Source organism: Pseudarthrobacter sp. MDT1-56 (assembly GCF_059383555.1).
The window spans coordinates 281,143-303,338 of record NZ_JBWZCK010000001.1 but is presented as its reverse complement, the minus strand read 5'-3'; the positions used below and the strand labels follow the sequence as shown (position 1 = coordinate 303,338).

General features: G+C 68.6%; 21 protein-coding genes and 1 pseudogene. 9 read left to right on the top strand and 13 right to left on the bottom strand.

The window, feature by feature from the left end; translation table 11 throughout:
• Nucleotide 1: 1 nt before the first annotated feature.
• The 5 genes from AC50YC_RS01430 to AC50YC_RS01410 all read right to left on the bottom strand — a co-directional run bounded on the left by AC50YC_RS01430 (nt 2) and on the right by AC50YC_RS01410 (nt 5,899).
• Nucleotides 2-1,435 (bottom strand): sulfate adenylyltransferase subunit 1, encoded by a 1,434-nt coding sequence (locus AC50YC_RS01430; RefSeq protein ID WP_494951865.1) that lies wholly within the window; start codon nt 1,433-1,435, stop codon nt 2-4.
• Entirely contained in the window at nt 1,435-2,490 is a 1,056-nt protein-coding gene (cysD, locus tag AC50YC_RS01425; protein WP_494951864.1) for a sulfate adenylyltransferase subunit CysD, read from the bottom strand. Before cysD ends, AC50YC_RS01430 begins: the two co-directional genes overlap by 1 nt.
• Nucleotides 2,487-3,218 carry a phosphoadenylyl-sulfate reductase gene (locus AC50YC_RS01420; protein WP_494951863.1) on the bottom strand — a complete coding sequence of 244 codons (732 nt, stop codon included), beginning with the start codon at nt 3,216-3,218 and terminating at the stop codon, nt 2,487-2,489. Before AC50YC_RS01420 ends, cysD begins: the two co-directional genes overlap by 4 nt.
• Nucleotides 3,215-4,963 carry a nitrite/sulfite reductase gene (locus AC50YC_RS01415; protein WP_494951862.1) on the bottom strand — a complete coding sequence of 583 codons (1,749 nt, stop codon included), beginning with the start codon at nt 4,961-4,963 and terminating at the stop codon, nt 3,215-3,217. The genes AC50YC_RS01420 and AC50YC_RS01415 overlap by 4 nt, the downstream gene beginning before the upstream one ends.
• Nucleotides 4,964-5,164: 201 nt before the next feature.
• Nucleotides 5,165-5,899 (bottom strand): sirohydrochlorin chelatase, encoded by a 735-nt coding sequence (locus AC50YC_RS01410; protein WP_494951861.1) that lies wholly within the window; start codon nt 5,897-5,899, stop codon nt 5,165-5,167.
• Between the two features lie 62 nt (nt 5,900-5,961).
• On the opposite strand from AC50YC_RS01410, the gene AC50YC_RS01405 reads away from it, so the two are divergent.
• Nucleotides 5,962-6,633 carry a trimeric intracellular cation channel family protein gene (locus AC50YC_RS01405; RefSeq protein WP_494951860.1) on the top strand — a complete coding sequence of 224 codons (672 nt, stop codon included), beginning with the start codon at nt 5,962-5,964 and terminating at the stop codon, nt 6,631-6,633.
• Between the two features lie 14 nt (nt 6,634-6,647).
• Complete coding sequence (locus AC50YC_RS01400) at nt 6,648-7,076, top strand: hypothetical protein (RefSeq protein ID WP_494951859.1); 429 nt, start codon at nt 6,648-6,650, stop codon at nt 7,074-7,076.
• A 105-nt stretch (nt 7,077-7,181) separates the two neighbouring features.
• Here the strand turns inward: AC50YC_RS01400 and AC50YC_RS01395 are convergent, their stop codons facing one another.
• The 4 genes from AC50YC_RS01395 to AC50YC_RS01380 all read right to left on the bottom strand — a co-directional run bounded on the left by AC50YC_RS01395 (nt 7,182) and on the right by AC50YC_RS01380 (nt 11,682).
• Nucleotides 7,182-8,003 carry an endonuclease domain-containing protein gene (locus AC50YC_RS01395; protein ID WP_494951858.1) on the bottom strand — a complete coding sequence of 274 codons (822 nt, stop codon included), beginning with the start codon at nt 8,001-8,003 and terminating at the stop codon, nt 7,182-7,184.
• Between the two features lie 374 nt (nt 8,004-8,377).
• The gene (locus AC50YC_RS01390) at nt 8,378-9,478 is read right to left on the bottom strand and encodes a polyprenyl synthetase family protein (protein WP_494951857.1); all 1,101 of its coding nucleotides are present in this window, start codon (nt 9,476-9,478) and stop codon (nt 8,378-8,380) included.
• The gene (locus AC50YC_RS01385; protein WP_494951856.1) at nt 9,475-10,881 is read right to left on the bottom strand and encodes a geranylgeranyl reductase family protein; all 1,407 of its coding nucleotides are present in this window, start codon (nt 10,879-10,881) and stop codon (nt 9,475-9,477) included. The genes AC50YC_RS01390 and AC50YC_RS01385 overlap by 4 nt, the downstream gene beginning before the upstream one ends.
• Nucleotides 10,882-10,893: 12 nt before the next feature.
• Complete coding sequence (locus AC50YC_RS01380; RefSeq protein WP_494951855.1) at nt 10,894-11,682, bottom strand: demethylmenaquinone methyltransferase; 789 nt, start codon at nt 11,680-11,682, stop codon at nt 10,894-10,896.
• 129 nt (nt 11,683-11,811) lie between these two features.
• Between AC50YC_RS01380 and AC50YC_RS01375 the strand changes: the two genes are divergently transcribed.
• From AC50YC_RS01375 to AC50YC_RS01360, 4 genes are all read left to right on the top strand, one after another.
• Nucleotides 11,812-13,170, top strand: coding sequence for an isochorismate synthase (locus tag AC50YC_RS01375; RefSeq protein WP_494951854.1), 1,359 nt, complete (start codon nt 11,812-11,814; stop codon nt 13,168-13,170).
• Nucleotides 13,171-13,333: 163 nt separating this feature from the next.
• On the top strand, nt 13,334-14,137 hold the full coding sequence (locus AC50YC_RS01370; RefSeq protein ID WP_354169003.1) for an ABC transporter substrate-binding protein: 804 nt from the start codon (nt 13,334-13,336) through the stop codon (nt 14,135-14,137).
• A gap of 94 nt (nt 14,138-14,231) precedes the next feature.
• Complete coding sequence (locus AC50YC_RS01365) at nt 14,232-15,023, top strand: amino acid ABC transporter permease (RefSeq protein WP_494951853.1); 792 nt, start codon at nt 14,232-14,234, stop codon at nt 15,021-15,023.
• Between the two features lie 11 nt (nt 15,024-15,034).
• A complete protein-coding gene (locus tag AC50YC_RS01360) occupies nt 15,035-15,838 on the top strand; it encodes an amino acid ABC transporter ATP-binding protein (RefSeq protein WP_494951852.1) in 804 nt (267 codons plus the stop codon).
• A gap of 41 nt (nt 15,839-15,879) precedes the next feature.
• Here AC50YC_RS01360 and AC50YC_RS01355 read toward each other — a convergent pair whose 3' ends face one another.
• From AC50YC_RS01355 to AC50YC_RS01345, 3 genes and pseudogenes are all read right to left on the bottom strand, one after another.
• The gene (locus AC50YC_RS01355; protein WP_494951851.1) at nt 15,880-16,527 is read right to left on the bottom strand and encodes a hypothetical protein; all 648 of its coding nucleotides are present in this window, start codon (nt 16,525-16,527) and stop codon (nt 15,880-15,882) included.
• A gap of 239 nt (nt 16,528-16,766) precedes the next feature.
• Nucleotides 16,767-16,844: pseudogene (locus AC50YC_RS01350) on the bottom strand (hypothetical protein); the annotation flags it as partial.
• Between the two features lie 190 nt (nt 16,845-17,034).
• Nucleotides 17,035-17,334, bottom strand: coding sequence for a helix-turn-helix domain-containing protein (locus AC50YC_RS01345; RefSeq protein WP_494951850.1), 300 nt, complete (start codon nt 17,332-17,334; stop codon nt 17,035-17,037).
• 67 nt (nt 17,335-17,401) lie between these two features.
• On the opposite strand from AC50YC_RS01345, the gene map reads away from it, so the two are divergent.
• Nucleotides 17,402-18,166 carry a type I methionyl aminopeptidase gene (gene map / locus AC50YC_RS01340; protein WP_494951849.1) on the top strand — a complete coding sequence of 255 codons (765 nt, stop codon included), beginning with the start codon at nt 17,402-17,404 and terminating at the stop codon, nt 18,164-18,166.
• Nucleotides 18,167-18,319: 153 nt separating this feature from the next.
• Entirely contained in the window at nt 18,320-18,880 is a 561-nt protein-coding gene (locus tag AC50YC_RS01335; protein WP_494951848.1) for a hypothetical protein, read from the top strand.
• 93 nt (nt 18,881-18,973) lie between these two features.
• On the opposite strand, the gene menD is transcribed toward AC50YC_RS01335, so the two are convergent.
• Nucleotides 18,974-20,719 (bottom strand): 2-succinyl-5-enolpyruvyl-6-hydroxy-3-cyclohexene-1-carboxylic-acid synthase, encoded by a 1,746-nt coding sequence (gene menD, locus AC50YC_RS01330; protein ID WP_494952164.1) that lies wholly within the window; start codon nt 20,717-20,719, stop codon nt 18,974-18,976.
• Between the two features lie 360 nt (nt 20,720-21,079).
• Between menD and AC50YC_RS01325 the strand changes: the two genes are divergently transcribed.
• Nucleotides 21,080-22,180, top strand: coding sequence for a LacI family DNA-binding transcriptional regulator (locus AC50YC_RS01325; RefSeq protein ID WP_494951847.1), 1,101 nt, complete (start codon nt 21,080-21,082; stop codon nt 22,178-22,180).
• The last annotated feature ends 16 nt before the right edge of the window (nt 22,181-22,196 follow it).

The window sequence follows — 22,196 nt, the reverse complement described above, 5'->3', positions numbered from 1 at the left end:
CTCAGATCGAGTAGCGCTCGTCCTCGTGGTCGCCGGGGTGGTCCTTGACGAGGCCGGCGGCGAGGGTGTTGCCGTCCTGCGGGTCGATCACAAGGAACGCCCCGGTGCGGCGGTGGTGCAGGTAGTTCTCCAGCGGCAGCGGCGCGGCGAGCCGCAACTGGGCATGCCCAATGTCATTGAGCTCCAGCGTGGTGGTCGGCTCGAGCTGGAAGTTGGCGAGGTCCAGCTTCCCGGTCACGTTCCGGACCAGGGCCTGGACCGTGCGGGTGCCGTGCTTGACCAGCACCTTGGCGCCCTCGCGGAGCGGTTTTGGCGAGAGCCAGCACAGCGCGGCGTACAGGTCGGCCGAGGCTTCTCGGATGGTGCCGGTCGCGGCGATCGTGTCGCCGCGGGCGACGTCGAACTCGTCCGCCAGGCGCAGTGCCACGGACTGCGGGGCCACGGCCTCGGTGAGCCGCCGTCCCGCGAAGTCGATGCCGGTCACCGTGGTGGTGCGCGGCGCCTGGCCCGGGGTGAGGACGCTGACCTGGTCCCCGAGTTTCACGGAGCCCTCGGTGATCTGGCCGGCGTAGGCGCGGTAGTCGCGGTAGCCTTCGACGTCGAGCCCGGCGGCGACGGCGTCGGGAGCCAGCGCCCCCTGCGGCCGGACCACCAGCTGCACCGGGAAACGGAAGCTCTCCAGATGGCTTTCGAGTTCGTCCGCGGCCGGCAGCGTCTCCAGGACTTCGAGCAGGGCCGGGCCGTCGTACCAGGGTGTGCGGTCCGAGCGGTCCACGACGTTGTCGCCGTCGAGCGCGGACACCGGAATGACGAGCAGATCGGCGATCCCGTCCGCACCGAGCCCGAGCTCGCGGCCGACTTTCTGCACGTCGGCCTCGATCTCGCGGAACACGGTCTCGCTGAAGTCCACCAGGTCGATCTTGTTTACGGCGACAATCACGTGCGCCACGCGCAGCAGCTGCAGCACGGACAGGTGCCGGCGGGTCTGCTCGAGGACACCTTTGCGGGCGTCGATGAGCACGACGACGGCGTCCGCAGTGGACGCGCCGGTCACCGTGTTCTTGGTGTACTGCACGTGCCCGGGGCAGTCCGCGAGGATGAAGCTGCGGCGGTCGGTCGCGAAATAGCGGTAGGCGACGTCGATCGTGATGCCCTGTTCCCGCTCGGCGCGCAGGCCGTCGGTGAGCAGTGCCAGGTCGATCGCCTGGATACCGGCCGCGCCGGCCCCGCCGAAGCCACGGTCCGCGGAGGTGCGGGCGACGGCGTCGAGCTGGTCGGCGAGGATTGCCTTGGAGTCGTGCAGGAGCCGGCCCACCAGGGTGGACTTGCCGTCGTCGACCGATCCGGCCGTGGCGAAACGGAACAGCGAAGCGTGCGCGAGCGGGGCCTCGTCAAGAAGGGCAGCCGCGCGGGCGGTGTCGATTTCGGTGCTCATTAGAAATAGCCATCCTTCTTGCGGTCTTCCATGGCGGCCTCGGAGATGCGGTCATCCGCGCGGGTGGCGCCACGTTCGGTGATGGTGGAGGCGGCAACTTCGATCACAACGTCGCGCACGGTGGCGGCGGCCGATTCCACGGCGCCGGTGCAGGACATGTCGCCGACGGTCCGGTAGCGGACGGTCTTGGTGATGACCTGCTCGGTGTCGCGGGGCTGGGAGACCTCGCCGACCGCGCGCCACATGCCGTCGCGGGCGAAGACCTCACGGTCGTGGGCGTAGTAGAGGCCGGGCAGGTCGATGTTTTCGCGTTCGATGTAGCGCCAGACGTCGAGTTCGGTCCAGTTGCTGATCGGGAACGCGCGGACGTGCTGGCCCACGGTGTGGCGGCCGTTGTAGAGGTTCCACAGCTCGGGCCGCTGGTTGCGCGGATCCCACTGGCCGAACTCGTCGCGCAGGCTCAGGATGCGTTCCTTGGCCCGGGCCTTGTCCTCATCCCGGCGGCCGCCGCCGAACACGGCGTCGAACTTGTTGCGCTGGATCGCGTCCAGCAGCGGCACGGTCTGCAGCGGGTTGCGGGTACCGTCGGCACGCTCGGCCAGCTCGCCGGAATCAATGAACTCCTGCACACTGCCGACGACGAGCTTGAGCCCCAGCCGCTCCACCGTCCGGTCGCGGAATTCGATGACCTCGGGGAAGTTGTGCCCGGTATCCACGTGCAGCACGGGGAACGGCACCTTGCCCGGCCAGAACGCCTTGGTGGCCAGATGCAGCATCACCACGGAATCCTTGCCGCCGGAAAACAACAGCGCAGGCTTCTCGAACTCGGCAACAACCTCGCGGATGATGTGAATGGCTTCCGATTCCAACGTGTCCAGGCTGGAGAGGCGGGCCGGGGAGCTCGGGCGGGGCGCCGCCGTCGGCCCCGAGGCCGCCCAGGGAGTGGCATCGGGCCTGTCGGAGCGGGACGCGATGCTGCTTGCAGCATCGCCGTCCCGCGAAGGGGCGGGGGCGGCATCGGGGCCGACGGCCACGAAAGTCTCAACATTGCTCATACGTGTAGTCCGCATTCTGTCTTGTCGGTTCCTGCCCAGCGTCCGGCGCGGGGGTCGTCGCCGGGCGCTACCTTGCGGGTGCAGGGCTGGCAGCCAATGGACGGGTAGCCCTGTGAAAGCAGCGGGTTGACGGGGAGGAGGAAGTCGATCGAGTACTGGACCAGCTGGTCGAAGCTCCAGGCCGCGACCGGGTTGACCTTGACCAGGCCGTTGGTCTCGTCCCACGTCACAAGCGGCGTGTTCGTGCGGGTGGGGGCCTCGTCGCGGCGGACGCCGGTGAACCAGAGTTCGTAGCCGGCCAGGGTGCGGCGCAGCGGGGCGACCTTGCGCAGCGCGCAGCACTGGGCCGGGTCGCGGGCGAAGAGGTCCTTGCCGAGCAGCCGGTCCTGCTGCTCCACGGTGTTCTCCGGCAGCACGTCGACGACGTTGACGCGCAGGCTCGCCGCGACCTCGTGACGGGTCGTGTGGGTTTCCGGGAAGTGGTAGCCGGTCTCCAGGAAGAGCACGTCGACGCCGGGAAGCTGGTCCGCGACGAGCGCCGGAAGGACGGCGTCGGCCATGGAGCAGGCGACGGCGACCGCGGGCAGCTCGAAGTTGCGCGCCACCCAGGCGATCACCTCGCGGGCCGGGGCGTCCCAGCCGAGTTCGGCGGCGCCGGACTCGGCGATGGCCTTGAGCTCGTCGTGGGTGCGGAGGACGGGGTCAGTTCCCAAGGCGTGCTTGCTCACTGCAGATCACCCTCATCGGCCGCGAAGGCCCATTCGGCGAAGGTCTGGCCCTCGGAGTGCTCGGCCACGAACTTCCGGACCACGCGCTCCACATAGTCGGGCAGCTCATCGGCGGTGACCTTGAGGCCGCGGACGGTGCGTCCCAGGCCTGCCTCCTCGCGGCTGTCGGAAGCCAGCCCGCCGCCGAGGTGCACCTGGAAACCCGGGGTGGGGTCGCCGTCGGGCGTGGGAAGCATCATGCCCTTGAGGCCGATGTCCGCGGTCTGGATGCGGGCGCAGGAGTTGGGGCAGCCGTTGATGTGCAGCGACAGGGCCTGCGGGAGCTGCCGGGTCTCGACGAGGTCGGCGAGGCGGCGTTCCAGCTCGGCGACGGCGGTGGCGGCCGTGACCTTGGTTTCGACGATGGCGAGCTTGCAGTATTCGATCCCGGTGCAGGCGATGGTGCCGCGGCGGAACACGGACGGCCGGGCGGAGAGGCCCAGGGCGTCGAGTTCGGCGACCAGCGGTTCCACCTGGTCCTTGGGCACGTCGAGGACAACGAGCTTCTGGTGCGGGGTGGTGCGCAGGCGCTGCGAGCCGCGGGCTTCCAGGGTGTCCGCGAGCTTCACCAGCTGGCCACCGGAGAGTCGTCCGGCCAGCGGGGTGGCGCCGATGAAGAACTTGCCGTCCTTCTGCTCATGCACGCCGATGTGGTCGCCCGGGGTGGACGGCTTGGGAGCAGCCGGGCCGTCGTCGAGCTTGTAGCCGAGGTATTCGTCCTCGAGGACCTGGCGGAACTTCACCGGACCCCAGTCGGCCAGCAGGAACTTCAGCCGGGCCTTGGTACGCATGCGCCGGTAGCCGTAGTCGCGGAAGATGCTGGTGACGCCGAGCCACACGTCGGCAGCCTGGTCCGGCCGGACGAAGGCGCCGAGGCGCTTGCCCAGCATCGGGTTCGTGGAGAGCGCGCCGCCCACCCAAAGGTCGTAGCCGATGCCGAGTTCGGGGTGGACCAGGCCCACCAGGGCGACGTCGTTGATCTCGTGGACCACGTCCTGGCTGGGGTGGCCAGTGATGGCGGTCTTGAATTTGCGCGGCAGGTTGGCCAGTTCCGGGTCGCCGATGAAGCGTTCGGCGAGCTCGTGGATCAGCGGCGTCGGGTCGATGATCTCGTCCTTGGCGATGCCGGCGACCGGCGAGCCGAGGATGACGCGGGGCACGTCGCCGCAGGCTTCCGTGGTGGACAGGTCCACCGATTCGAGGCGGCGCCAGATTTCCGGCACGTCCTCGACCCGGATCCAGTGCAGCTGGATGTTCTGCCGGTCGGTGAGGTCGGCCGAGTCGCGGGCGAAGTCGACGGAGATCTGGCCGATGACGCGCAGCTGCTCGGTGGTGAGGGCACCGCCGTCGATCCGGACCCGCAGCATGAAGTACTTGTCTTCGAGCTCGTGCGGCTCGAGCGTGGCGGTCTTGCCGCCGTCGATCCCGGGCTTGCGCTGGGTGTAGAGGCCCCACCAGCGGAAGCGGCCGTGCAGGTCCGTGCCGTCGATCGAGTCGAAGCCGTGCTTGGAGTAGACGGACTCGATACGCTCGCGGACGTTGAGGCCGTTGTCTTCCTGCTTCCAGGTTTCGTTGGCGTTCAGCGGCGCGGTGCCGTCCACTTTCCACTGCCCGTGCGGCTTTGCGGCGGGGCGGGAGGTGGGGCGCTTGGTGCGGCCTGGGGCAGCCTGGTCCGGGGACGCTCCGGCTAGAGCTGTATCAGTCATGGATCGACTGTAGGGGTGGCCGTAATGCCGTCACAAAGGTCCGGAAACGCGGGGTCACCTAGGGCAACAAATCGTCACGAAGCGTCGGCGAGCCTTGAAGTGGCGCGGGTGGTGTGCAAGGGAGGGGGTGCGAGTCCGCGCCGCGGCGGCGGGTCAGGCGCCGGACGCGGCCGCGGGTCGGGCGCCGGACGCGGCGGCGGGTCAGGCGCCGGACGCGAGGGCGGCGTCGTAGCGTTCCAGCGCGATTTCGGCGAGCACGGGCGAGGGCAGCAGGGCCGCCGTGACAAGGTCAGCGCCGGCCTTGGTGAGCTGGTCGTGGAAGAAGCCCGGTGCCAGCAGGTAGGCGGCGATGACCACACGGCCGCCCAGGTCCACCGCCCCGGCGGACTCCCCCGCACCGGCGCCGCCCGCGGCCTCCTCGCGGAGCATGGCCACGGCCTCGGGCACCGACGGCTTCGCGGACGCACCGTAGGCGGCCACGATGCGGTTGGACCGCAGCGCACGCAACTGGTCCGTGAGTTCCTCGACATTCTGCGCGGCGGTGGGGTCGGAGGACCCTGCAGCGGCGAGGATGACGGCGTCGTTGTCGGTTACCCCGGCTTCCCTGAGCCGGACGTCCAGCAGCGCAGCGAGCCGCGGATCGGGCCCCAGCGGAGCGGCGGCGCGGGTGTCCGGGCGGCTCTTGACGGCCCGGGCGATGTCCACCTTGACGTGGTACCCGACGCTGAGCAGCAGCGGGACGACGACGGCGGTCTCCCCCGCCGGCAGGCCCGCCACGACGGCCGGCAGCTCGGGGTCCTGGACGTCGACATAGGCCTCGCGGACGTCGAGTCCGGGCCGCAGCGCGGCGAGCCCGTCGCGGAGGGCGTTGACTTCGGCGGCACCCTCGGTGCTCGAGGTGCCGTGGGCGCAGGCGATCAGGATGGGGCTATTCATAGCCGTTAGCGTAACCTTGGAGCCGCCCCATCCGCCCCCTTGATATCCCACCGGGACCCTCCATGACTTTTTCCTTCAGCGTTGTTCTGCTCTGGCTGGACCTGGCTGGCGTCTTCTTCTTCGCGGTCTCCGGGTCCCTGCTCGCGGCACGAAAGCAGTTCGACATCATCGGCTCCCTGCTCCTGGCCTCGGTGGTGAGCCTGGGCGGCGGCGTCATCCGCGACATCATCATCAACGCCGGCCCGCCCGCGGCCTTCACCAACCCCGCCTACCTCGCGCCGCCGCTGCTCGCCGCGGTGCTGGTGTACTTCCTGTTTTCGAGCGTGCAGCGCTACACCTCGCTGCTCATCCTGTTCGACGCCGGCGGGCTGGCGCTCTTCTGCATCACCGGAACCCTGAAGGCGCTGGCCGCCGGGATGAACCCGATTGCGGCGGTGCTGCTGGGGGTCACGACGGCGGTGGGCGGGGGCCTGCTGCGCGACATCACCGCCAACGAGGTTCCGCAGCTGTTCGACCCCAAGGATATTTACGCACTGCCGGCGTTTGCGGGGGCGGCGCTGACCATGGTCCTGTCCGTCACCGGCACCTTCAACGCGGTCACCGCGGGCGCTGTTGCGGCCATCGTGTTCGCTTTCCGCGTCACGGCCTGGCGGCGTAAATGGTACGTTCCGCTGGCGGTCCGCGGCTGGCACCGGCTCGGCCTGGACGCGGCGGATGGCGGGCCCAAGGATTAGCTAGGATAAGAACCATGACTGACATGTTCCTCGAGAAGTTCCGCGCGCTTGTTCCGAAGTATCTCGAAGACGAATGGCAGGAAGAGGATGGCCTCCTGGCCGAGGAGCTGGACGAGGCCCTCGCCGAACACCAGTTCCAGGTGCCGATGGTGTTGCGGGAGTTCTACCTCGCGGTCGGCGGCTGCGAGGACATCATGGAGGCGTACCACTACTTCTGGGACCCCGAAGAGCTCGAAGTCGATGACGAAGGCTTCCTCATGTTCCTCGAGGACGAGGAAGAACAGTTCACCTGGGGTTTCCGGGTCGGCGACCTCAGTGTCCCGGACCCGATCGTGTACCGCCGCAACAATGCCCGCGGCCAGTGGAAGAGCGAGGAAGGCACGTTCTCCGAGTTCGTCTTCGACATGTTCGAGTGGGCGTTCAACGACGAGGACGAGGACTAAGCCCCCTCCGGCCGCCGGATTCTCCCCACCTTTGACTGGCCCACCCGGCGTGTCACCCCAAACCGCCGGGGAGCCCCGGCACCGGGAAGCCAAAAGTGGGGAATCTCAGCGCACCACCCGGCCCCGCAGAACCTGCCACACTTCCCGGATGATCTTCTGCGGGTTGTAGACCACGTCCTGGTACCCATACCGGAGTACGGCGTAACCGGTGAGTGCGCTGGCATTGTTTCTCAGGCGGTCCTTCTTGACCTGCCGGGCTTCCAAATGCGTTCTTCCATCGATCTCCACGATGAGGAAGCCTTCAAGCAGGAAGTCCACGATGCCGATTCCCGGCAGGTCCACCTGCGTCTGGGTGTAGATCCCCTCACCCCGGAACAGCAGCCTGGCCACAACTTCTATCGCGGAGTCTGCGGTTCCGTCGACTAGATCCAGGACCCTGCGTGCGCCGCCGTTTCGGTTTCCCGGAAGACGTTGCACGAGATAGCCGAGCGTGGTGCGGCCCTGGACCAGAGCGCTTTCCACCATGACCGCGGCTTCCACGGCTGGCAGGCATCTCACGGCATGCAACAACGAGTCGGTCAGCCCGGCCACCGGGCGGGGGAACTCCGGCGGCACCACACTGCCACGATGCACCACGACGCCGGCAGCCGAGCCATGCCGGCACAGGAGGTGCAGCCGCTCCGGGGCGAAAAGTCTCCAGAGCCCGTGGTGCGGGGCGGCCGAGGCGCAGCACAACAGGCCGTTGGCCAGCACTGCGGCAACGAGGTCCGGCTGCGCATCGTGCAGCGCCACCACGCCGTGCCGCAACCGCACCGCCTGCCCGGAAGCCAGGGTGTTTCTGATGGTCCGCTCGGTGAATCCGGCCTGTAACAGCGTCGCCGTCCGGGCCACCGAGCCGGCATTTTTCAGGTACTCCGTGACGTCCATGACTCCAGCAGACCCGGCGGTGGCCACGTCGTGGACCCGGCGGTTGGACTATGTGGACAAACTCTCCGCCGGATTTCCCCACGTATCAGACACCCCCACGGCGTGCCGCCGCGACAGGCCGCGGGTTCCGTCATGGAAAGGTGGAAACGTGGGGAAAGCCCGTCGGGACTCCCCCAGCGCACCTGTGACAAGCAATTTACAGGCGGCCTAGACAACGTGACATTTCTGTCATATGCTCATTCATGGGTTCACCAAATGCCTCCGGTGGATCTGATGCGAACGGAGAAATGGCCCCGGTTCGACGCAACGTATGACTCGTAACGTTGCAAGGAACCGGGGCCGTTCCGTTTAAGCCGGAGAGCCCAAGGACAAAATCAGCTGGCGCGGTCTACCACGGCCAGCGCGAAGTTGCTCAGCGAGGTCTTGACTACACCTTCAGGCAGTGGGGCGAGGGCGGCAATGGCCTCGTCGGCCCAGGCGCGGGCAACCACCCAGGATTCCGCCGTCACGGGGTGCTCGCGCAGGCCGGCAACCGCGGCGGCGAGGGCCTCGTCGGAGCTGAGGTCGCCGTCGATGAGTTTCAGGAGTTCGACGGCGGTCTGGTCGCCGTTTTCGGCCTTCTTGCGCAGCAGCAGCACGGGCAGCGTCGGGACACCTTCGCGCAGGTCGGTGCCCGGGGACTTGCCGGACTTGACCTTGACGCCGGTGACATCGATGACGTCGTCGGCGAGCTGGAAGGCCACACCCACCTTTTCGCCGTACTCGACCAGCATCGGCTCGTAGGCCTCATCCGCGCCGGAGAAGATCGCGCCGAGCTGACCGGAGGCCGCCACCAGCGAACCGGTCTTGTCCGCGATGACCGAGAGGTAGTGCTCCACCGGGTCCTCGTCCGGGCGCGGGCCCACGGTTTCGTGCAGCTGGCCCAGGCAGAGCCGCTCAAAGGTGCGGGCCTGGATGCCGAGCGCGCGGGAACCGAGCTCGGAGACCAGGATGGAGGCGCGGGCAAAAATCAGGTCGCCGGTCAGGACTGCAACCGAGTTGCCCCAGACCTCGTGCGCGGTGGGGGCGCCGCGGCGGAACGGCGCCGAGTCCATCACGTCGTCGTGGTAGAGCGTCGCCAGGTGGGTCAGTTCAACCACGACGGCGGCCTGCACCACGGCGGGCCGGGAGGCGTCGCCCAGGTGGGCGCAGAGCAGGGTCAGCAAAGGCCGGATGCGCTTGCCGCCGGCTTCCACGAGGTGGCGCGACGTCGCGTCAGCCAGCGGATCGGAGTTGGCGATGGCTTCGCGCAGCTTCTTCTCCACGCGGGCCAGGTTGGTGGTGATCGCGGGCCCCAGTTCGGGGTCCCCGGCGATCGCGGCAAAGCCGGCCGGCAGCTGCAATCCGGTGGCGATCGCGGTGGTGTTGAGGTCGGGCTCGGAGCTCGGCAGGCCGTGTCCGGCGTGCGTCCAGCTTTGGTCTGCAGAGTTGGTCACGGGTTAACCCTAACTTTTGTTGCGGAAACCGCGGAGTTGGCGCCGGTGTGCGCAGGGGTGTCGGTGTGGGTCGGGCCGATCTGCGACGAGCCCGCACTGACAGCGTCCGCCCTGGACAGGCCCTGGTTGGACGTCGCCGGGACCAGCGATTCCAGCACCCGGATGACGCGGTCCTCGAAGCCCTTGGCCGCGGGGTCGGTCAGGTTGGCCAGCAGCCGGACCACGAACCGCATCAGCACAGGGATGGGCATGCCCGTCCGGAGGGCAAGTTTCATCACGGCCGGTTTGCCGATCAGGGCCGCGAAGGCGCGGCCCAGGGTGAAGTGCGAACCCCACTGGTCCCGCACGTAGTCCGCGTACCGGGAAAGGTGCGCGTCGGCGTCGGCCTTGGTCCAGCCGGCCGAGGCCGAGCGGGCGGCGCCGTCGATGATGAACTCGGCCGCAAACCGGGCGGACTCCATGGCGTAGGAGATGCCTTCGCCGTTGAACGGGGAGACCATGCCGCCGGCGTCGCCGAGCAGCAGCAGCCCGGGCGAGTAGTGCGGGGTGCGGTTGAAGCCCATCGGCAGCGCGGCGCCGCGGATCTCGCCGACCTGGTTTTCCGGGGTGAAGCCCCATTCGGCGGGCATGCCGGCGGTCCATTCGCGCAGGACCTGCTTGTAGTCCAGCTTGCCGAATTCCTTGGACGAGTTCAGGATGCCCAGCCCCACGTTGGAGGTGCCGTCGCCGACGCCGAACACCCAGCCGTAGCCGGGCAGCAGCTTTCCGTCGCGGCCGGGAAGCTCCAGCCAGCCTTCCATCCAGTCGTCGTCGTGCCGCGGCGAGGTGAAGTACGTGCGGACGGCGACGCCGAGCGGCCGGTCGTCGCGCTTCCGGATGCCCAGCGACACGGCGGTGCGGCTGGAGTTCCCGTCCGCTGCGAGCACGACGTCGGCGCTGAAGTCCCGGGTCTCCCCCGTCTTGCGGCCGGAGCCGTCCAGCAGCGCGGCGCGGACCCCGGTGACCCGCCCATCCTCGGAGCGCAGTGCCTCGGTGACGCTGTGGCGTTCCAGCACGACGGCGCCCGCGGACTGGGCGTGCCGGGCCAGTTCCTCATCGAAGCCCAGGCGGGTCCGGATCAGGCCGTACTGCGGGAAGTCGGAGACCTCTGGCCAGGGCAGTTCGATGCTGCGGCCGCCGGCCAGCAGGCGCAGGCCCTTGTTTCGGCGCCAGCCGTCGGCCTCGGGGTGCGGCAGGCCAAGCTTCTGGATTTCACGGACGGCGCGGGGGGTGAGCCCGTCGCCGCAGACCTTTTCCCGGGGGAAGCTGGTCTTTTCCAGCACCGTGACGTCGATGCCCGCCTGCGCCAGGTAGTAGGCGGCAGTGGATCCGGCCGGACCTGCTCCGACAATCAGTACTTTCACGGCGGCGACGGACTAACGCGCGGGCCGGATGATGTTGCGGCGCAGCTTCGCCACCGGTCCGGTGTGGGCGGCCAGCGCCGCGGCGGCCGCGGAAGGGCCGGCCTCGGCGCCGGGCTTGACGGCGCGGTGCACGGCGACGATGCCGCCGCTGAGGTTGCGGTAGGAGACGTTGTCCCAGCCGGCTTCCTGCAGCCAGGCCGCGAGGTGATCCTGGTCCGGCCAGGCGCGGATGGACTCGGCGAGGTAGACGTAGGCGTCCGGGTTGGAGGAGACCTTGACGGCGATCGCGGGCAGGGCGCGCATGAGGTATTCGGTGTACATGGTCCGCCACAGCGGCACCACCGGCTGGGAGAACTCGGCGATGACCAGCTTGCCGCCGGGCTTGGTGACCCGCAGCATCTCGGCCAGGGCCTTCTTCGGCTCGTTGACGTTGCGCAGCCCAAAGGAGATGGTGCTGGCATCGAAGGTGTTGTCCGCGAACGGCAGGCGGGTGGCGTCACCGGCGATGAAGTCGATGTCGGGGCGGCGGCGCTTGCCGACCTTGAGCATGCCCAGGGAGAAGTCGCAGGCGATCACGTCGATGCCGGCGTCGGCATACGGTTCGCTGGAGGTGCCCGTGCCGGCGGCGAGATCGAGCACCCGCTGGCCGGCCTTCACATCCATGGCTTCGACCACAACCTTGCGCCAACGGCGCGTCTGCCCCATCGACAGGACATCGTTGACGACGTCGTATTTGGGGGCGACGTCGTCAAACATCGTGGCTACTTCGTCCGGACGCTTATCCAAGGATGCTCGGTTCACCCTGACATTGTCTCAAATGATCAGCACACACCCTAACCACACCTGAACTGGGGCTGAACTGGGCATCCGCGGCGCCGGAGCGGAGCCTGAACGGAGCCTCCGGCGCCGCGGGAGTAGTGTTGTCTCACTATGACGAGCGCGTTCCGAACCTTGACAGTCCCCCTCGATGCAGAAACATTCCCCGGGGGGCTGCCGTCGTTTCTGGTCCGGGACGACCTCCTCTGCTGGACCCGCCGCGAAGCAGGGCTGGTCGGCTTCGGCGAGGTGGCCCGGTTCACCGCCACGGGACCCGAGCGTTTCCTCGAGGCGGACATCTGGTGGCGTCACCTGGTGATCGAGGCTGAGATCGACGACCCCGTCGACTGGCCCGGCACCGGCCCCGTCGCCTTCGGCTCCTTCGCCTTCTCCAAAGCCTCCGCGCACGAGTCGCGGCTGATCGTTCCCGAAATCGTTGTCGGGCTCCGTGACGGCAAAGCCTGGCTCACCCAGATGACGTTCGACGACGGCGACCTCACCGAAGCGGGCGCGCGCGCCGCGCTGGACCGCTGGCTGGGGACACCCGGCGTCGTACCCGCTGCAGCAGACGCCGCCGCGGACCCGAGTGCAGACCCGGCCGCAGACCCGGCCGCCGCCGTGCCACGGGAGGCGACCCTGCACACCGGGTCACTGAGCGAAGCGGACTGGATGGCAGCCGTGGCCGCGGGCGTCGCGGAGATCCGTACCGGGGCGCTGGAGAAGCTGGTACTGGCCCGCGACATCGTGGCCACCGTCCCGGACGGCGTCAATGCCGCCGAAATCCTCCGCCAGCTCGCCGTCCGCTACCGAGAATGCTGGACCTACGGGGTGGACGGGCTGGTCGGCGCGACCCCCGAGATGCTGATCCAGGTGGAGGGCCGCACTGCGCAGGCCCGCGTTCTGGCCGGCACCCTGGACCGCCGCGACGCCGACGGCATGGACGGCTCGCCGCTGGAGTTCGCCGAGCGTGTGCTGGCCGGATCCGAAAAGCAGCGGCACGAACACGACATCGCCATCCAGTCGCTGACCACGCAGCTGGCGCCGTTCTCGGAGGCGATGAACGCCCACAGCGAACCCTTCATCCTGGAACTGCCCAACGTGTGGCACCTCGCCTCGGACGTGAAGGCGGAGCTCGCCGAGGTCGAAGGCCATGTGCCCACCTGCCTCGCGCTGATCAATGCCCTGCATCCCACCGCGGCGGTCTGCGGCACGCCGACCACGGTGGCGGGCGCGCTGATCCGCAAGCTGGAGCACCTGGACCGCGGCCCCTACGCCGGACCGGTCGGCTGGCTGGACGCGGCCGGCAACGGGGAATGGGGCATCGCGCTGCGCGGCGCCGTCATTGAGTCCCCGGAGACCGTGCGGCTCTATGCGGGCTGCGGCGTCGTCGAGGGCTCCGTGCCCGAAGCCGAACTCGCTGAAACCTGGGCGAAGTTCCGGCCGATGCTGGAGTCCCTCGGGATCAAAAGCTAGAGTCCGGGATAGGAGACACTGCGGCCCCGCGGGGCCTTGCACTAGTGTCATCAATAGTTATCCAATGGTGAAACTTAGTTTCCTGTGATGCACATCTCGTATTCGGCGATACACTATAAGCCGACTAAGTCACGTCTGCTCCTGCAACAAGAGGTAAAAAACCATGCAGCTCAAGTCCCTCGCCACGGCAAAGGTGGCCGCCAAGGCAGCCGCACTCCTCGCCGTCGGCGCCCTCACGCTCACGGCCTGCGGCGGCAGCTCCACCCCCGCAGCCTCCTCCGAAGGCGGCGTGCAGCTCATCAACGCCGGCAAGCTGACCGTCTGCTCGGACGTTCCCTACGAGCCGTTCGAATTCCAGCAGGACGGCAAGATCGTCGGCTTCGACATGGACATCGCCGCCGAGGTGGCCAAGGACCTGAAGGCCGAACTCAGCGTCGTGGACAGCTCCTTCGAGGCCATCGAGACCGGCACCGCGCTGACCCAGTGCGACGTCTCCATCTCCTCCGTCTCCATCACGGACACCCGCAAGTCGGTCATGGATTTCTCCAGCCCGTACATGGACGATGACCTGACCCTGGTGGCCAGCGAGGCATCCGGGATCAACGACCTCGAGGGCGCCAAGGGCAAGAAGGTCGGCGTCCAGCAGGCCACCACCGGCGCCAAGTACGCCCAGGAAAAGGGCCTCGACGCCCAGCAGTTCGAGGATTCCGGCCTCCTGGTCCAGGCCCTGCAGGCCGGCACCATCGACGCCGCCCTGGGCAACCAGTCCGTCCTCGCCTACGCCATCAAGGACGACGCGAAGTTCAAGCGCGTGGAGAACTACACCACCGGCGAGCAGCTCGGCATCTCCATCAAGAAGGGCAACACCGCGATGGCCACCCAGGTCAACGGCACGCTCAAGCGCCTCACCGACGACGGCACCCTGAAGAAGTTCGAGACCACCTGGTTCGGCGAAGCCGCCAAGTAGCACCCCGGCCTGAGACCGACAAAGTTGAGGCCCCGTACCGCTGGACGACAGTCCGTACGGGGCCTCAACTGCGCAAAACGAATGTGAGAGCACCATGGCAATGACCGCACGTCAACGAGCCAGAGTCAGCCTGTACGTCCAGGCCGGAATCTTTGTGGTGGCCGTGATCGCCCTGATCCTGGCCACGGACTGGAAGACCATCAGCACCAGCGTCTTCAACTTCGCCAAGATCGGCCCGATGTTCCCTGACATCATCCTGGTGGGCCTGAAGAACACCCTGATCTACACCGCCCTGGGCTTCATCGTGGGCCTGTCCGGCGGCCTGCTGCTGGCGCTCATGAAGCTCTCCTCGTTCCCGCTGTACCGCTGGCTGGCCACCGGTTACATCGAGTTCTTCCGTGGCATCCCGGCCCTGCTGGTCTTCATCGCATTCGGCTACGGCGTGCCGCTGGCCTTCGGTGTTTCCTGGAACGTGACCGTGGTGGTGATGGTCTCGCTCGGTATGGTGGCCGCGGCCTACATCGCCGAAACCCTGCGCGCCGGCCTGCAGGCCGTGCCGAAGGGCCAGCTGGAGGCCGCCCGGTCGCTCGGCATGCCGCAGTGGCGGGCAATGATCTCCATCGTCATCCCGCAGGCCTTCCGGATCGTCCTGCCGCCGCTGACCAACGAGGTCATCCTGCTGACCAAGGACTCTTCGCTGATCTACGTGCTGGGCCTCACCGCCTCGCAGTACGAGCTCACCAAATTCGGCCGCGACGGCATCTCCAGCCTCGGCGCGGGTCTGACCCCGCTCCTGGTGGCCGGCGCCTTCTACCTGGTGATCACCATCCCGCTGAGCCTCTTGGCCCGGAAGTTCGAAAGCCGCTCCGCGCGGACGAAGCGATAGGCAGGACAGTCATGAACGACGTCGTACAGAACGCGAATGACCGCAGCGGGGCCATCAAGGCCGCCGGCGTGTCCATCACGGACCTCCGCAAGTCCTACGGAACCAACGAAGTGCTCAAGGGCATCAGTCTCAATGTCGCCCCCGGCGAGGTTGTCTGCCTGATCGGCCCGTCCGGTTCCGGCAAATCCACCCTGCTCCGCTGCGTCAACCTGCTGGAGCAGCCCAACGTGGGCAGCGTCCACGTCGGCGGCTTCGAGGCCACCGACCCGGACGTGGACATCGACAAGATGCGCCGCAAGGTCGGCATGGTCTTCCAGCAGTTCAACCTCTTCCCGCACCTGAGCGCACTGCAGAACTGCACCATCGCGCAGACCAAGGTGCTCAAGCGCAGCCAGTCGGACGCCTCGGCCGTGGCCATGAAGAACCTGGAGCGCGTGGGCCTGGGGCACCTCGCCGACCGCTTCCCCGACCAGCTCTCCGGCGGGCAGCAGCAGCGCGTGGCGATCGCCCGGGCGCTGAGCATGGACCCCGAACTGATGCTCTTCGATGAGCCCACCTCGGCACTGGACCCGGAGACGGTGGGCGACGTCCTGTCCGTCATGCGGAACCTGGCCAGGGAAGGCATGACCATGCTGGTGGTGACCCACGAGATGGGCTTCGCCCGCGAAGTCGCCGACCGTGTGGTCTTCATGGACGGCGGCGTCGTGGTGGAGGAAGGCGTGGCCGAGCAGGTCATCAGCGCCCCCAACCACGCCCGCACCAAGGAATTCCTCCGCCGCGTCCTCGACCCGACGCACATCGACCTCGCGGAGTAGGCGCCTACCGCTGCGGATTCCGCGCCGATTTCAGACAGCCGCTACGTGGATCCACGTGGCGGCTGTCCGTTTCCGTAGCGAATTCTCGGGACGCCTTTCGCATCGAGGAAAGCCGAGAATCTCTCCGGGCTGGCGAGCTCCGCCCACGTCCACCGGATGACCCGTCGGCCGGTGGCCCGGATCCGGTCCTCACGGCTCTTCTCCTCAATCACCACGTCGGAGGCCGTCCGGCCCTTCAGATAGGCCGCGTCCCGGTACTTCACTAGACCATCGAATTCGCCGGACAGGCCGTCCTCCGGCCACTCGAAGTCCGTGTAGCCGACGAGTCCCCGGGCATCCCGGATCTCGTGCTGGAGCACGGGCGCCTTGAACCCCAGCCGGTGCATCATCGCCCGACTCACCGATTCCCCCGGAGAACCCGACGCCGGATCGCCGAACTCAAGGGCGGTGACGATCCTCCGGGCTGCGGCGGCCGTATAGATTCCGCTGATGCCGGCTTGGAGCGCCTCAAGGGTCAGCCCCGGCGGCCCATTCCGTGCAGGCCGCAGTACATGGTCGACGGCTGTCACGGCCTGCTCAAAGGATTCGAAGGCGGCCAGGTCCAGCACCGTCCGGGACCGGGCCGTGACCAGCAGGCCCTGGCGTTCCTCGACCCGGAGGGATTCGGGATCAACGAAGTGTCGCCGCACGCCCGCCCTTGAACGGCCCCTCCGGCGTCGGACGTGCACGCGTGAACGGGGTGCCTCGTGCCGAGCACCGGGATCTCCGAAAGGGCGGCGGCTGACTGCCGGCAGAATACGGTCTGGCTTCGCCGGGTGGATGCCGCGGCGTGGATCAGCAGCGGGTACCGTTCCCAGGGCTGCAGTGCATCCCACGCCTCGGCCCGCACGTACACACCCTGGCGGATGCGTTTGAGTTCCCCGGTCTCGGTTTGCCGGGCAAGCGCACGCGAGTCGCGGCCGAGACGCGCCAGGTCGCTGCTGAGAATCAGGGCGGGCAGGTCCATGCACCGATACTGGCCCGGGCCTCAACGCCACAACAACGGCCCGGTGTCCGGATGTGGAAAACGCTGGCCGAGCATTTCCGCGGCGTTTTCGGACAGGCGCGCCGCGGGCCCGCGCAGCCCTCGTCCGAAACCGCAGCGAAATGGTGGCAGGCCTACTCCGCCGCGGCCGCGCCCGGGCTCAGGTTGGAAGTCAGGACGCCAGGCGGTCGGGCCGCTGGTCCGCTACCTGTTCGCTGGAGGCCTGCGTCGGCGGGTTGATCGAGGACCAGACATCGTCGAGGGAGAGACCGAGCACGGCCGCGATAGCCGCGATCGTGGAGAACGCGGGAGTGGCCACCCGGCCTGTTTCAATCTTCCGCAGGGTCTCAGGCGAGATGCCCGCGGCCACCGCCACCTCGAACATGGAGCGATCTGTCCTCGCTTGACGCAGAAGTGCGCCCAAATGTTGTCCTCGTTCGACTTCAGCGGGCGTGAGTGGGAGTCTGACCATGCCTCCAACTATAGTACCGGTATAGTATTACCGGTATATTTATTGGGCATGCTGAGAGGACCATCTGGTGATCGAAATATTCAGCCCAGCTGAACTACAGCGGGCGAAGGTAAGCGGACGGTTCATCGCCACAGTGCTGCAGAGCTTGCAGGAGCGGGCCAGGGTCGGCACCAACCTCCTGGAGATCAACCAGTGGGCCGGTGAGATGATTGCCGCGGCAGGGGCCCAGTCCTGCTATCTCGATTACGCGCCCTCGTTCGGCCGCGGACCCTTCGGCCACTTCATCTGCACCTCAGTCAACGACGCCGTGCTGCACGGAATGCCTCACGACTACGCCCTCCAGGATGGCGATCTCCTCACCCTTGACCTGGCTGCGTCCCTCGATGGGATCGTCACCGATGCCGCCGTCAGCTTCATCGTCGGAGTGTCCTCCAGCCCGTCGGACTCCAAGATGATCGAGACCACGCAGCGGGCGCTGGAAGCCGGAATCGCGGCCGCCAACCCCGGAGCACGCATCGGGGACATCTCGCACGCCATCGGCGCCGTCCTTGCGGCTGCCGGCTTCCCCATCAACACCGAGTTCGGAGGGCACGGCGTCGGGTCGACGATGCATCAGGATCCCCACATCCCCAACACGGGCCGCCCAGGCCGGGGATACCGGCTCCGCCCTGGCCTGCTACTGGCAATCGAACCCTGGGTCATGGCGGGCACCGCCGACCTCGTCACCGACCCGGACGGATGGACCCTCCGCAGTGCGACAGGAACCCGCACGGCGCACAGCGAGCACACCGTAGCCATCACGGACGACGGGCCTGTAGTCCTCACGATCTGAGAATTCGCGCACCGAAAACCTCACACGCTGCCGTCGCTGACATTTTCCGAAGCACTGATGCTTTCGCTCGAGCGGTTTTCGGTAGATGCTGGTCTCGTTTCTGGACGCTATACGCCGGAAGTAGACCGGACACCCACACAGATCGGAGAACGCGTGAGCTCGAAGTATCAGCGCCCAGAGGAGACACCCGAGCAGCGGGAGTCCAGTCTGCGCTCGGCCGCCATGCATCACGGAGGCCGGATGGTGGAGGGCAGGGACTTCCGCGAGGCTGCACTTGAGCAGATACAGAACACCGTCCCGGGCTTCCCGCAGGAGCGCTACGAGGCTGAGCTCGACGCGGCACTTGCCCGGATCCACGAGGCCCAGATTGGTGTCCAGGTGCGCCGGGAGAAGATGATCGCCGACGCCCGGGAGCTTGACCTCAGCAACGCCGTGTTCGCCATCCACTATTACAACCGCCGCTTCGCCGGGCACGTCGGTGAGTATGGTCTGGGCCGGATCCGACTCGGCGAAGTCCTGGGGGACCTGTACTCGCGCGAGCAGATCGCCGGGGCGGTCGCCAGGGCCGACGCCCTGATCGATGAAGGCATCCGCATGGGGATCGGCCCCTGGAACACGGAGGCCGACATGGGCCACCTGCGCCGGGCCCATCCCGGATTCCGCGACCGGGCTCTGGGCGACGCCTTGGACTGGGGCCACCTCATCCACCGCTGAGGAATCCGCGGCGATTTCGGACAGCCGCACCGCGGATCCGCGCCGCCCCCGTCCGAAAGCGCAGCGGAAACTTGCGGGCTCCTGCGCGGCCGGTTATTGCGCGGCGAGCACCCCGGCCACGGCGGTGCCCACGGCGGCCCGGATGCGCTCGTGCAGTTGCCGCAGACCGTGCCGGTCCGTGTGGACCTCGATGATGCTGCGGCCCTCCCACGGCTCCGCCAGCGCCGCGGCGAGCTCCGCCGTGGTGCTGACCGAGCGGTGCTCGACGCCGTACGCCGCCGCGAGTGCCGCCAGGTCCACGCTGTGCGGGGTGCCGAAGAGGCGTTCGACGGCGGTTCCGTAGCGGCCCGCGGCCTTGACGGCGCCGTGTTCCAGCAGCCCGAAGATGGCCCCGCCGGCGTCGTTGAGGACCACGATCCGCAGGGTGGGCTCCTCCTCCCCGGCGCCGAGCAGCAGCCCGCCGGCATCGTGCAGGAAGGTGACGTCGCCCAGCAGCACCGTGGTCTCCTGCCGGCCGCCCAGGGCAATGCCGGTGGCCGTGGCAAGGGTCCCGTCGATGCCGGACAAGCCTCGGTTGGCGAAAACGACGGCGGCCGGCTCCGGGGCGGGCGCGCCGGCGAGGTCGACGTCGCGGATGCCGTTGGAGGAGCCGAGCACGAGCTGCCCGCGTGTGTGTTCCCAGACCAGGGCGCCGACGGCGGGCCCGGTCGCGGCCGGCCCGGTGGCAGGACCCGTCGCAGCGGCCCCGGGGGCGGCAGTGCCCGCCAGCACCACGTCCACCGCGTGCTGCGCGGCGGCCCCGGCCAGCAGCCAGGCATCCAGCCAGGCCGCGGAGCCGCGGCCGGCGAAGTCGGCCAGGTCGCCCAGGTTGTTGAGCGGGAGTTCGGTGCGGCGGCCCGGCTCGTACCAGGCCACGGGAACCGGCTGGTACAGGGCCGAGGGGACGTCGGCGCGGGCCAGCAGGGCACTCACCGGCCGGGAGAGGGTGGGCCGGCCAAAGAGCACCACACGCTCGATCGGCTGCGCGGACTCCGGACCGAACGCGTCCAGGACAATCCGGTAGGGTCCCACCGCGTTGGGCCCGAACCGCGCGTTGGAGGACGGCTCGGCGAGCAGCGGCAGGCCGTGAGCGCGGGCGAAGGCCTCGGCGACCGGTCCGGCGTCGTGCCCTGCCAGCACCACGGTGCGCCGTTCCGGCAGTCCGGCCGAGGCGGGCGGGAAGTCGAGGGCCAGCGGGCCGCGGGGCGCGCGGTACACCCGGCGGCCGGACTCGGGCGGCAGCCTGTCGCCGGGGGCGGGAACGAGCGGGTCGCGGAAGGCCAGGTTGAGCTGCACCGGCCCGGGCGGGGTGTCCTCGAAGGCCCCGGTGGCGGCGCTGAGGGCGGTCTCGACGGCGCGCCGCGGGTCGCTGCCGGCGGGCACGTCGGCGGCGAAACGGACATGCTCACCGAACAGGTCCAGCTGCGCCGTGGTCTGGTTGGCGCCGGTCCCGCGGAGTTCCTCGGGGCGGTCGGCGGAAATCACCACAAGCGGGACGGCAGCGTGGTTGGCCTCCATCACCGCGGGCAGCAGGTTGCCGACGGCGGTCCCCGAGGTGGTGAGCACGGCCGCGGGCGCCCCCGTTGCGAGGGCCAGGCCCAGGGCGGTGAAGCCGGCGTCGCGCTCGTCGATCCGGACCAGCAGCTCGACCCGCCCGGCGGCGTCGGCCTCGGCCAGGGCGTAGGCCATCGGTGCCGAGCGCGAGCCCGGCGCCACCACCACGTAGCGCACCCCCTCAAGCAGCAGGGCCGCGACGGCGATCCGCGCGGCATCCAGCGCGCTCAGCTCGGTGGCGTCCAGGGTGTCCGGCGCTGAGTCCGGCCGGGCGCCGGCGTCAGGGGCCGTGTGTGCGGTCGGGTCGGCCGGGGCGCCGGTAGGGTCGCCTTCGGAAAGCGGGGCATCGCCGGCGGCTGCATAGGCGTTGAGCGGGTCCAGCGGGTTCTCAGAAGTCACCAATCCAGTCTCCCATCAACGCCAATGCTCTCCCACTTCCTGTCGCTTTGGGCCAGGCGCTCTCTCACTGGCCCCCGACGCCAACGCTCTCCCTCCGGCGGGCGGGGATCCCGCGGCAACTGGGAGCGCGTCACCAGGGACGCACGGCTCACACGAGTTAGGTAAACTGCAGCAAAGCAGTGATTCCACACCCGGAGGGTATGCACCATGAACCGCAAAGCCACAGCACTGGACGTTGCCAAACTCGCCGGGGTGTCACGTAGCGCGGTTTCGCTGGTCCTCAACGGCCGCGGGGACGGAAACGTGGCCAGGGAGAGTCAGGACAGGATCCGAGACGCTGCCGCCGCGCTGCACTACACGCCCAACGCCATCGCCGTGAGCCTGCGGAACCGCCGCTCGCGCATCATCGGGATCGTCTCGGACGAGGTGGTCACCAGCCCGTTTGACGGCAACATCATCGCCGGCGCCGACGCCGTGGCCAGGACCCATGGTTTCGTCACGGTGGTGATGGACACGGAATCGGACGAGACCCGCGACGAGGGTGCCGTGGCCACGCTTCTGGACCGCCAGGTGGACGGGCTGATGTACATTACGGTGGGCCTGCGCCCCCTGCACGTCCCGCTCAACATGCTGCAAGTGCCGTCGGTGCTGGCGAACTGCTTCGATGACCGTCCCGAAACCGGTGTGCCCGCCGTCATTCCCGACGAGGTCCGCGGCGGCCGGGAGGCGGCAACGCATCTGCTGGACCTGGGCCACCGCGACATCGCGTTCCTGGCGGGCGACAGCCTCACTCCCGCTGCCCCGCGCCGGATCCAGGGCCACCGCGAGGCGTTCGAGGCGGCCGGCCTGCCGGTGCCCCCTGGCCGCATCCTCCAGGTCGGCTGGGACATCGACACCGGCTTCCACGGGGCCATGAAGCTCCTGGACGGCGTGGCCGCGGCGCAACGTCCCTCCGCGATCGTCTGCGCCAACGACCGGCTGGCCATCGGCGTGGTGCTCGCAGCCAACCGGCTGGGCCTTTCCATCCCGCAGGACCTCTCCGTCATGGGCTACGACAACGAATTCCGCATTGCCTCCACCATGGTCCCGGCGCTCACCACCATGGCGTTGCCGTTGCGGGAGATGGGTGCCGCCGCCATGACAGGGCTCCTTCGGGAGCTGGGCCAGGTGCCCGGGACCGGGGGCGACGACGGTTCCGCAGCCGTTACTGACCCAGAGGCTGCCCGGCGCCAGCCGGCCGAGACCCTGGTCCCGGGCAGGTTGGTGGTCCGTGCGTCCACGGGACCGGTCCCTGCAGGCCGGCACTGAACGGGCCGGCACTGAA